This window comes from Actinocorallia longicatena (assembly GCF_039534125.1).
GTDB lineage: Bacteria > Actinomycetota > Actinomycetes > Streptosporangiales > Streptosporangiaceae > Actinocorallia > Actinocorallia longicatena.
This window is the reverse complement of the sequence record NZ_BAAAUV010000026.1, coordinates 88290-99653: the sequence shown is the minus strand read 5'-3', so window position 1 is coordinate 99653 and position 11364 is coordinate 88290. Positions and strand designations below refer to the sequence as shown.

The following is an 11364-nucleotide window of genomic DNA, read 5'->3' as shown; positions in this document are numbered from 1 at the left end:
CCCCAGGCCAGCGAGGTGGCGGGCAGGCCGCGGGCGCGCCGGGTGCGCGCCAGGCCGTCGAAGAACGCGGCCGACGCGGCCAGGCCCGCGTGCCCGGCCGTCCCGAGCCGCCCCGCCGCCGGGGTGAAGACCACGAAGGCCCTCAGGTCGTGGCCGGCGGTCAGATCGTGCAGGTGGAGCACGGCGTCGGTGCCCTCGCGCAGGGTCCGGTCGAGCCCGTCGGCGTCAAGGGCCGTGAAGCCCGCGTCACCCGGCACGACGGGAATGTGGATCACGGCGTCGACCGGCTCCCTGGCGAGCAGGGCCGCCAGTTCCTCCCGCTCCGCGACGTCGCAGGCGTCGCTGACGGCCTCGCCGCCGAGGGCCGTCAGCTCGGCGCACAGCTCCGCGGCGCCCGGCGCCGCGGGCCCGCCTCGCGCGGCGAGCACGATCCGCCGGGCCCCGTGCCCGGTGACGAGATGGCGGGCCACCGGGCCGCAGAGCCCGTCCGGTCCGCCCGTCACGAGCACGGTCCCGCCGGGCCGCAGCGGGGTGCCGCGCGAGCCCGCGTCGGGGAGCCTGGCCAGCCCGGGCACGAGCGGGACGCCGCCGCGCAGCGCCAGCAGCGGTTCGCCCAGCGACATGACGGTCCTCAGCAGCTCCGCCGACCGTCCGTCGCGGTCGATGTCGGCCAGCACGATCCGGTCCGGGTTCTCGGCCTGGGCCGCCCTGACCAGCCCCCACACCGGCGCGTGCACCAGGTCGGGCACCGCCTCCTCCGGGCCCGCCGCGACCGCGCCATGGGTGATCACGAGCACCCGTCCCGGGCGTTCTCGCAGCATCCGGAGCGCGCCCGTCGCCGCCGACCGGACCGCCCGGGCGCCGGGCGGCCCGAAGCCCGGACGCAGGTCCAGGACGGCGTACTCGCCCACCGGGGCCTCGGGGCCGGGGGCGCGGGGCGTCCAGGAGGTGACGAACAGCGCGTCCCTGACGACCGCGGGCGCGGGGCCGTCCTCCGGCAGGGGCCGCACGACCACCCGGTCCACGTGCAGGACCGGACCGCCCTCGGGGTCGGCGGCGCTCACCGTGTAGGCGGCCGGGACCGGGCCGGGGACCGGAGAGAGCCGGACGCGCAGCGCCCGGGCGCCCGTCGCGGCGAGCCGGGCTCCCCGCCAGGACGACGGCGTGAGGGGACGGGCCGGATCGTCGAGGAACAGGGCGTGCAGAAGGGCGTCCAGGAGGGCGGGGTGGAGGCCGAACCCGTCGGGCGCAGCCGGCAGTTCGAGGTCGGCGTACCGGTCCTCGCCGTGCCGCCAGGCCCGGCGCAGGGCGTGGAAGGCCGGGCCGTAGCGGGCCGACCGGTCGTAGAAGCCGCCGAGATCGACCGGGACGGCGTCGCCGGGGAGCGCGACGGGCGGCTCGCCGCGGGGGGCGCGGGCCGCGAGCGCGCCCACCGCCAGCCGGATCCACGAGGCTCCCGTGGCGGGACGGGCATGGATCGTGATCGGCCGGTCCCCCGAGTGCCCGGGGGCTCCCACGGCGACCTGGAGATGGACGTCCTCGTCCGGGGCGACCGTCAGCGGGGTCTCGGGCAGCAGCTCGGCCACGGCCTCGGCACCGCTGCGGTGCGCGGCCTGCAACGCCAGCTCCAGCAGGACGGCCGCGGGCAGCACCGCGGAGCCGCGCACGGAGTGGCCCGCCAGCCACGGATGGGTGCGCGTGGACAGCCGCCCGGTGAACAGGAAGCCGCCGGTGCCGGCCAGCGGGGTCTGCGCGCCGAGCAGCGGATGGTCGGGGTGCTGGAGGCCCGCCGCGGCCAGGTCGGTGCCGCCGGTGGCGTCGAGCCAGTGGCGGCGCGGCTGGAAGGCGTAGGTCGGCAGCTCGACCGTCCGGGCGCCCGGGAGCAACGGCGCCCAGCCGATCGCGGCGCCGTGCGCGTGGACCTGGGCGAGCTCGGTGACGAAACCGTCCAGGCCAGGGGAGTCGCGGCGCAGCGTCGCCACGGCGGCCGAGCCGGCGGGGAGCGGGCTCCGGCCCGCGGCCGGGCCGAGGCCCAGCTCGACGAAGACCCGGGCCCCGGTGGCCGCCAGGTCCTCGATCCTCCTCCGGTAGGCGTCGCGGCCGTCGCGGCCGTGGTCGGCGAGGCCCGGCAGGGCGTGCCCGCGCCGGGCGACCTCGGCCGCCGCCTCCGCCAGCGTCATCGTGCCCGCCACCACGGCCGCCGCCGGTTCGCCGACGCCGTACGCCGCGAGCTCGGCGGGTTCGACCCCGTGGTCGCGCCAGAGCCCGGCCAGCGACACCATCAGCGCGAACCGGACGGCCTGCGCCGCCTCCGGACCGGGCCCGTCGCGCAGGACGTCCAGGAGGTCCCAGCCGACCAGCGGAGCCAGCGCGAGACCGCACTCGCGCATCCGCCCGGCGAATCCCGGCGACTCCGCCATCAGGTCGAGGCCCGTGCCCCGCCGGACCGGGCCGTCGCCGGGGAACAGGAACACCGGTGTGGCCCCCGGCGCGGCCGCCGCGGTGACCAGGCCCCGGCCGCGCCGCCCGTGCTGGAGGGCGTCGAGCTCGGCCATCAGGGTGGCCCGGTCCCGGCCGACCGCGATCCCCCGGTGCTCGAACCGGGTCCTGGTCGTCGCCAGCGACCAGCCGACGTCGGTGATCCGCTCCGCCGGACGCTCCGCCAGCCAGGCCCGCAGCCGGCCCGCCTGCTCGGCCAGCGCCCGGGGCGTGCGCGCCGACAGCACCCACGGCACCGGGACGGCCGCCGCCACCGCCGGCGGCGGCGGATCCTCCTGCGGCCACTCCTCGACGATCACATGGGCGTTGGTCCCGGTGATGCCGTAGGACAGGACGCCCGCCCGCCGCGGCCGTCCGGCCCGCTCCCAGGGACGGGCCCGGGACAGCACGCTGACCTGCCCCGAAGCCCAGTCGATCTTCGGGTTGAGCCGTTCGGAGTACAGGCTCCGGGGCAGCACCCCGTGCCGCATCGCCATGACGACCTTCACGATCGCCGCCAGCCCCGACGCCGCCATCGTGTGCCCGATGTTCGACTTCAGCGAGCCGAGGTGGACCGGCGAGCCCTCCGGCCTGCCCTGCCCGTAGGTCGCCAGGACCGAGGCCGCCTCCAGCGGGTCGCCGACCTTGGTGCCGGTCCCGTGCGCCTCGACCAGGTCGACCTCGGGGGCCGACAGCCCGGCGTCGGCGAGCGCCCGCCGGATCACCGCCTGCTGGGCGGCGCTGCTCGGCACCGCCATGTACTTGGTCGCGCCGTCCTGGCTGAGCGCCGAACCCCGGATCACTCCGAGGATCCTGCGGCCGGCGGCGCGGGCGTCCGCCAGCCGTTCCAGCAGCACGGTGGCGGCGCCCTCGGCGACCCCGAAGCCGTTGGGCGCGTCGGAGAACGAGCGGGAACGGCCGTCCGCGGCGATCGCCCGCTGCCTGCTGAAGGCCACCAGCATCCCCGGGGTGCCCATCACGCACGCCCCGCCCGCGAACGCCAGCCCGCACTCCCCCGCCCGCAGTGCCTGGACGGCCAGATGGACGGCCGTCAGCGCCGACGAGCACTGCGTCTCGACCGTCACCGAGGGGCCGAGCAGCCCGAGCGCGTAGGACACCCGCCCGGACGACGAGCCGACCGCCGACCCGAGATACAGGTGGCTCTCGACCTCGGCGGTCCCCTCGTGCAGCCGGGGCCCGTAGTCCACGGCGAACACCCCGGCGTAGGCGCCCGTCACGGTGTCACGGAGCGTGACCGGATCGATTCCGGCGCGCTCGGCGGCCTCCCAGGCGGTCACGAGCAGCAGCCGCTGCTGGGGGTGCATCGCGGCCGCCTCGTGCGGACCGATCCCGAAGAACTCCGCGTCGAACTCGCCCGGCGCGTCGAGGAAACCGCCCCGCTGCTGGTAGAAGGTGCCGATCCGGCCGGTCCGAGCCGGGTCGTAGTGCCGGGCCAGGTCCCAGCCGCGATCCAGCGGAAGGTCGCGGGTGGCGTCGCGCTCCCCGGCCACGACGTCCCACAGGTCCTCGGGCGACCGCACCCCGCCGGGCAGCCTGCACCCCATACCGATGATCGCGATCGGCTCGCCCATGACCCCCGTGCCTCCCCCTGTGGACCCGGGGGATCACCCTAGGTAAGGACGCCGTGCCGAAATCGGGCGCACACCGGCCCCAAGCGGCATTTTGCAGACCCCATACGTCACCCCCGAAAACCGTCCGAGACCTTGGCCTGCCGGTCGCGGAGCGATGCAGCGGCGGGCTCCTCCGCCCGCAGGGCCGTGGTGGCGATGTTGAGGGGCATGACGCCGAAGATGCGGGCGTGGAAGGGGGTGATGAGCTTCCAGTAGAGATGGCCGGTGAGCCCGTGCGGGTGGAAGATCGCCCGCTGGTGCAGGACGGTCCGGCCGGCCTCGGTGCGGAGCGTCCATTCGAGCCAGGCCAGGCCGGGGAGCATCATCTCGGCCCGCAGCCGCAGCAGTTCGCCGGGGACGACCGCCTCGACCCGCCAGAAGTCCAGGGCGTCGCCGACCCGCAGCCGGTTCGGGTCGCGGCGGCCGCGGCGCAGGCCCACGCCGCCGCTCATCCGGTCGGCGAGGCCGCGCAGCCGCCAGGCCAGCGGCAGGGAGTACCAGCCGTTGTCGCCGCCGATGCCCTCGACGACCCGCCAGACCGACTCCCGCGACGCGGCCGTGCGGACGGTGCGCTCGTCGGTGTAGAGGCTGCCGCCCGCCCAGCCGGGGTCGGTGGGCAGGGGATCGCTCGGGCGCCGCGGGGTCGACGCCGACGACCAGCGGGTCTCGACCTCGGCGTCGCGGATCCGCCGCAGCGCCAGCGCCACCGCCTCGTCGAAGGCCGTCAGCCCGGCGGGCGGGTCGGGGACGAGCTCGGCGATCCGCCTGTCACGGCAGACGACCTCGGTCCGCAGCGACTCCACCAGCGGACGCGCGATGCTCGACGGCACCGGGGTGACCAGCCCCACCCAGTGGCTCGACAGCCCGGGACTGAGCACGGGCACCGGGACGATCGTGCGGTGCGGCAGCCCGGCGACGAAGGCGTAGCGCAGCATCATCTCCTTGTAGGTCAGGATGTCGGGGCCGCCGATGTCGAAGACGCCCCTGATGCCCTGCCACTCCCCGGCGGCCGTCAGGTAGTGCAGGACGTCGCGGATGGCGATGGGCTGGATCCGGGTGCCGACCCAGCGCGGGGTGACCATCACCGGGAGCCGCTCGGTCAGGTAGCGGAGCATCTCGAACGAGGCCGACCCCGAGCCGATGATCACCGCGGCGCGCAGGACGGCCGCGGGGACCGTCCCGGCCATGAGGATGCGGCCGACCTCGTTGCGGGAGCGCAGGTGCGGCGACATCTTGCCGCCGGAGGCGAGCCCGCCCAGGTAGACGATCTGACCGACGCCCGCCCGCGCCGACTCCGCCGCGAAGATCTCCGCGGCCTCCCTGTCGCGCTCCGCGAAGCCCGAGCCGCCGCCCATCCCGTGCACCAGGTAGTAGGCGACGTCCATCCCGTCGAGGGCCCGGCCGATCGCCTCCGCGTCCTGGACGTCGGCGGTGACGATCTCCACCCGTCCCGCCCAGGGCATCCCCCCGACGCTCTCCGGCCGCCGCACCGCGCACCTGACGGTGTGCCCCGCCTTGAGCAGCTCGGGAACGAGCCGCCCGCCGATGTACCCGCTCGCGCCCGTCACCAGGACCCGCATGTCGCCTCCCTCAGGGTTGCCTCCCTTCTTCTTCGCCGTTCGCCCCTCTTCAGGATGCCAACAGACGGTAAAGCGTGGAATATCCGTTTCGGGGGGGCGATTGAAGGAGGTGACAGCATCTCCGCCCACGTCATGAGGTTCCTTCAGGCTGTGCCTTACGCTTCCACCGTCACCTCGCGCGTCCGCAACGTGTCCACCAGCAGCGTCCGGCTGATCAGCAGGCGCTCCCGCCCTCCGGCCGTCGAGATCACCCGGCTGGTCGTCACGGCCATGGCGGCCTATCTCGCCGCCGAGCTGCTGCTGGAGGTCCAGGCTCCGCTGCTCGCGCCGCTCACCGCGCTGCTGGTCGTCCAGGCCTCCTCCTACCAGACCATGCGTCACGCCTTCCAGCGCGTGCTCAGCGTGGCCACCGGGGTGCTCGTGGCGGTGGCGCTGGCCGCGCTGCTCGGTTTCACCTGGTGGAGCCTCGGTCTCGCGATCGCGGCGTCGCTGGTCCTCGGGCATGTGCTGAAGCTGAACGACCACATCCTCGAGGTGCCGATCAGCGCGATGCTGATCCTCCAGCTCGGCACCGAGGCCGCCGCCACCGACCGGATCGTCGAGACGATCATCGGGGCCGGGGTGGGCCTCGCCGCCGGGCTGATCGCCTCGCCGGTGCGGGTCCAGCCGGCGGCCGAGGCGATCACGGAGCTGGGGGCGTCCATGAGCGGGCTGCTCGACGACATCGCCGGCGGGCTGCGCGCCGAACCCGACGAGAAGACCGTCGGCACCTGGGTGGAACGATCCAAGGAGCGCGCCAGGGACATCCAGCGGACCGAGCAGGCGCTGGCCGCCGCCGAGGAGAGCGCCAGGCTCAACCCGCGGGCCAGGAACGGCGCCTCGCCGGGGCCCGCGCTGCGGCTGGCGCTGGAGACCTTCGAGCACGCCGCCGTCACCACCCGCGGGCTGACCCGCAGCGTCGCCGACCGGACCAAGCTCCACACCCTCGACCGCTCCGGCCTGGGCAAGGAGATGTGGGAGGCCGACGTCCGCGACCGGCTGGCCGCCACGCTCCGCGAGCTCGCCCAGGCGACCCGCCGCTACTGCGCGGCCGCCACCTCCGCGACCGAGGAGGAGGCCGTCCGGCAGACCGGGCTGCTGGAGTCCTCGCTCGACGCGGGCCGCCGCGAACGCGACGCCCTGGGCGCGCTGCTCCGTGAGGACCCCGGCCACTGGCCGCTGCACGGCGAGCTGCTCGTCCACCTCGACCGGCTGCTCGACGGCATGCGCGACGGCCGCGAACCGCTGGTCCACGGCGTGGTCAGGCACCGGCCCGTCCCACCCGAACCGCACTACAAGGCCAGGCTCCGCCCCGCCCGCAAGGGCCCCGGACGCCCCAAGGACCGCCCCGCCGCCACCGACCGCTACGCCCGCAGCCACACCACGGGGCGCCTACCCTAGCCCCACCTTTTGATCACCCATCGACCGCTCTTGGTGATCATGAAAAGAGGCCGGGGTAGGGGAAGCCCCATGAGGAACAGACCGGTACTCGCCGTGACCGCGGCGGCCGTGCTCGGGCTCGCCGCCTGCGGCTCGGACTCCGAGGGCGGCACTCCGACGATCAACCTCTACAACGCGCCCCAGCAGAACATGGCGGAGATCGTCAAGAGGTGCAACGGGCTGGCCAAGGGCGCCTACAAGATCGTCCTCAACACCCTTCCGCGCGGCGCCGACGACCAGCGCGAGCAGCTCGTCCGCAGGCTCGCGGCCGAGGACTCCGGCCTGGACGTCCTCGGCCTCGACGTCACCTGGACCGCCGAGCTCGCCGAGGCCGAGTGGATCCGCGAGTGGAGCGGCACCTACGCCCAGCAGGCCCGCAAGGGCACCCTGGCGCTGCCGATCGACACCGCGATGTGGAAGGGCAGGCTCTTCGCGGCGCCCTACAACAGCAACGTGCAGCTGCTCTGGTACCGCTCGGACCTGCTGCCCGACCCGCCGTCGACCTGGCAGGGCCTGATGGCGGCGTCGGCCGCGCTGGCCAAGGCGGGCAAGCCCCACTACGGCGAGGTCACCGGCGCCCAGTACGAGGGCATCGTGGTCTGGTTCAACAGCCTGGTCACCTCGGCCGGTGGACGGATCCTCAGCCAGGACGGCGAGCGCGTCGAACTCGGCCGGCCCGCCCTGACGGCCCTCCAGACGATGCGGGACTTCGCCCGCTCCAAGGCCGCCGACCCGTCGCTGTCCAACACCAAGGAGGACGACGCCCGGCTCGCCGTGGAGGCCGGACGCGCCGCCTACGAGGTCAACTGGCCGTTCGTCTACGCCTCGATGGCCGCCAACAAGCCCGACATGATCAGGAACTTCAAGTGGGCGGCCTACCCGGGCATCACCGGCCCGGGCCGCTCCCCGCTGGGCGGCGCGAACTTCGCCGTCAGCCGCTACTCCCACCACCCCGACGCCTCCTTCAAGGCCGCGCTCTGCCTGCGCGACCCCGAGAGCCAGCGGATCGCCGCCACCAAGGACGGCCTGCCGCCGACGATCGAAGCCGTCTACAGCGCCGAGGGCATGGCCAAGGCCTATCCGATGCGCCAGGCCATCCTCGACGCCCTCAAGACGGCCGCCCCCAGGCCCAAGACGCCGACCTACCAGAACGTGTCGACCGTCACGGCGGTGACGCTCTCCCCGCCCGCGTCGATCGACCCGCCGAGCACCCTGAAGACGCTCGACGACCTCATCTCGGACGCGCTGCAGAGCAAGGGGGTACTGCCGTGAAAAGTGATCCCGCGGTCGCGGCGGTGAGCGAGGGCCGCCGCGCCGAACGGCGGCTGGGCTGGTGGCTGTGCGCGCCGGCCGCCCTCGTGATGCTCCTGGTGACCGGCTGGCCGATCGTCTACTCCGTGCTGCTGTCGTTCCAGCGCAACGACCTGCGCTTCCCCGACCAGCAGGCCTGGATCGGGCTGGAGAACTACGGCACGGTCCTCACCAGCCCGTTCTGGTGGGACGCGCTGGGCGTCACGCTGCTGATCACCATCGTCAGCGTGGTGATCGAGCTCGTGCTCGGCATGGCGATCGCGTTGGTGATGTATCGGACGATCATGGGCAAGGGCCTGGTCCGCACCGTCGTCCTGATCCCCTACGGCATCGTCACGGTCGCGGCCGCCTACGGCTGGAAGTACGCCTGGACGCCCGGCACCGGCTGGCTGGCCGCGATGCTCCCGGACGGCACCGCGCCGCTCACCGAGCACTGGCCCGCGATCGCGATCATCATCCTGGCCGAGGTGTGGAAGACCACCCCGTTCATGGCGCTGCTGCTGATGGCCGGGCTCGCGCTCGTCTCCGAGGACGCCCTCAAGGCGGCCTCCATGGACGGCGCCTCCACCTGGCAGCGGTTCACGATGATCACGCTGCCGCTGATGAAGCCCGCGATCGTCGCGGCCGTGCTGTTCCGGATGCTCGACGCGTTCCGGATCTTCGACAACATCTACGTGCTGACCAACGGCGCGCAGAACACCAGCTCGGTCTCGGTGATCGCGTATCACAACCTCATCGGCGGGCTGAATCTCGGCATCGGCTCCACGATGTCGGTGCTGATCTTCCTGATCGTCGCGCTGATCGCGCTGATCTTCGTCAAGGGGCTCGGGGCCAGCGCGCCGGGCCAGGAACCGGGAGGCGGGCGCTGATGGCCACCACAGGCGGCGTCCGCGCCCGCTGGACGATCATCAACATCATCGTCGTGCTCTACGCGCTGATCCCGGTCGCGTGGATCGTCTCGCTGTCGTTCAAGAGCGCGAGCAGCATCACCGACGGCTCGTTCATCCCGCGCCAGTGGACCTGGTCCAACTACACCGGGATCTTCGACAACGACGACTTCGTGCGCGGCCTGTTCAACTCGATCGGCATCGGCCTGATCTCGACCGTCATCGCGATCGCCATCGGCACGATGGCCGCCTACGCGGTGGCCCGGCTGACCTTCCCCGGCAAGAACCTGGTGCTGGGGATCTCGCTGCTGATCTCGATGTTCCCGCAGATCTCGCTGGTGACCCCGCTGTTCCAGATCGAGCGCAACCTCGGCCTGTTCAACACCTGGCTCGGCCTGATCCTGCCTTACATCACCTTCGCGCTGCCGCTCACGATCTTCACCCTGGCGAACTTCTTCAAGGAGATCCCGTGGGAGCTGGAGAAGGCCGCCAAGATGGACGGCGCCACGCCCGCCCAGGCCTTCCGCATGGTCATCGCGCCGCTGGCCGCGCCCGGGGTCGTCACGACCGCGATCCTGGCGTTCATCGTCTGCTGGAACGACTTCCTGTTCGCGATCTCGCTGACGTCCTCCAGCCGCGCGCGAACGGCCCCGGCGACGATCTCGTTCTTCACCGGCAGCTCGCAGTTCGAGGACCCGACCGGGTCCATCGCCGCGGCGGCCGTCGTCATCACGATCCCGATCGTGCTGTTCGTTCTGTTCTTCCAGCGCCGGATCGTGTCCGGCCTGACCTCAGGAGCTGTGAAGGGATGATCCGTGGCTGAGATCGCACTCAACGGGGTGACCAAGCGCTACCCCGACGGCACGACCGCGGTCGAAGCCCTCGACCTGACCATCGCCGACCAGGAGTTCGTGATCCTGGTGGGGCCGTCGGGCTGCGGGAAGTCGACCACCCTGAACATGATCGCCGGGCTGGAGGACATCAGCGACGGCGAGCTCCTCATCGACGGCCGGCGGGTGAACGAGAAGGCGCCGCGCGACCGGGACATCGCCATGGTGTTCCAGTCCTACGCCCTCTATCCGCACATGACCGTCCGGGAGAACATCGGCTTCCCGCTGAAGCTCGCCAAGGTCGACAAGGCGGCGGCCTCGGCCAAGGTCGAGGAGGCGGCCCAGATCCTCGACCTGGAGGCGCTGCTGGACCGCAAGCCGGCGAACCTGTCCGGCGGGCAGCGGCAGCGGGTCGCGATGGGGCGGGCGATCGTCCGGGACCCCAAGGCGTTCCTGATGGACGAGCCGCTGTCGAACCTCGACGCGAAGCTCCGCGTGCAGATGCGCACGATGATCTCCCGGCTGCAGAACCGGCTCGGCACCACCACGGTCTACGTCACCCACGACCAGACCGAGGCCATGACGCTCGGGGACCGCATCGTGCTCATGCGCAAGGGCGTCATCCAGCAGGTCGGGACGCCCGAGGAGCTCTACCACCATCCGAAGAACCTGTTCGTCGCGGGCTTCATCGGCTCGCCGTCGATGAACTTCCTGCCCGCCGACATCGGCTCCGGAAGCCTGCACACCCTGCTCGGCGACATCCCGCTGGACGACAGGACCCGGCGGGCGCTGGAACGGCACGACGCGCCCCCGCAGGTGATCATGGGCATCCGCCCGGAGGCCTTCGAGGACGCCCGCATCGCCGCGAACACCGCCGGCGGCGACCCCGGGCCGTCCTTCACCGGGCGGGTCGACATCCTGGAGTCGCTGGGCGCGGAGAAGTACGCCTACATCGACCTCGACGCGGGCGGCGCGGTCCGGTCGGACCACCTCGCCGAGGCCTTCCAGGGCTCGCTCACCGACGGCGAGCGGGTCCAGCTCGTCACCCGCCTCGACGTGAAGTCGCAGGCCAGGGAGGCTCAGGAGCTGACGCTCTCCTACGATCCCGCGCTGATCCACCTCTTCGACCCCGAGACGGGCGCCAATCTGACCGATGATGATTCTTGAG

7 protein-coding genes are annotated in these 11364 nt (G+C 73.1%); 5 read left to right on the top strand and 2 right to left on the bottom strand.

Annotated features, from left to right (window positions below; translation table 11 throughout):
- A partial coding sequence (locus ABD785_RS33860; protein WP_344836619.1) for a beta-ketoacyl synthase N-terminal-like domain-containing protein occupies positions 1-4070 on the bottom strand: 4070 nt, incomplete at its 3' end.
- 107 nt (positions 4071-4177) lie between these two features.
- Positions 4178-5689, bottom strand: a complete 1512-nt coding sequence (locus ABD785_RS33855; RefSeq protein WP_344836616.1) for an SDR family oxidoreductase — start codon at positions 5687-5689, stop codon at positions 4178-4180.
- A gap of 150 nt (positions 5690-5839) precedes the next feature.
- Between ABD785_RS33855 and ABD785_RS33850 the strand changes: the two genes are divergently transcribed.
- The 5 genes from ABD785_RS33850 (at position 5840) to ABD785_RS33830 (ending at position 11363) form a co-directional block, all read left to right on the top strand.
- The gene (locus ABD785_RS33850) at positions 5840-7129 is read left to right on the top strand and encodes an FUSC family protein (protein ID WP_344836613.1); all 1290 of its coding nucleotides are present in this window, start codon (positions 5840-5842) and stop codon (positions 7127-7129) included.
- A gap of 69 nt (positions 7130-7198) precedes the next feature.
- Positions 7199-8440: an ABC transporter substrate-binding protein gene (locus tag ABD785_RS33845; RefSeq protein ID WP_344836610.1), complete on the top strand. Its 1242-nt coding sequence runs from the start codon at positions 7199-7201 to the stop codon at positions 8438-8440.
- A complete protein-coding gene (locus ABD785_RS33840; protein WP_344836607.1) occupies positions 8437-9348 on the top strand; it encodes a carbohydrate ABC transporter permease in 912 nt (303 codons plus the stop codon). The genes ABD785_RS33845 and ABD785_RS33840 overlap by 4 nt, the downstream gene beginning before the upstream one ends.
- Complete coding sequence (locus tag ABD785_RS33835) at positions 9348-10178, top strand: carbohydrate ABC transporter permease (RefSeq protein WP_344836604.1); 831 nt, start codon at positions 9348-9350, stop codon at positions 10176-10178. Before ABD785_RS33840 ends, ABD785_RS33835 begins: the two co-directional genes overlap by 1 nt.
- 3 nt (positions 10179-10181) lie before the next feature.
- Complete coding sequence (locus ABD785_RS33830; RefSeq protein WP_344836602.1) at positions 10182-11363, top strand: ABC transporter ATP-binding protein; 1182 nt, start codon at positions 10182-10184, stop codon at positions 11361-11363.
- The last annotated feature ends 1 nt before the right edge of the window (position 11364 follow it).

Bases quoted from the DNA above. Each gene is read 5' to 3' on its own strand.
- ABD785_RS33855 (WP_344836616.1), bottom strand. From the start codon at position 5,689: ATGCGGGTCCTGGTGACGGGCGCGAGCGGGTACATCGGCGGGCGGCTC.
- ABD785_RS33845 (WP_344836610.1), top strand. From the start codon at position 7,199: ATGAGGAACAGACCGGTACTCGCCGTGACCGCGGCGGCCGTGCTCGGG.
- ABD785_RS33835 (WP_344836604.1), top strand. From the start codon at position 9,348: ATGGCCACCACAGGCGGCGTCCGCGCCCGCTGGACGATCATCAACATC.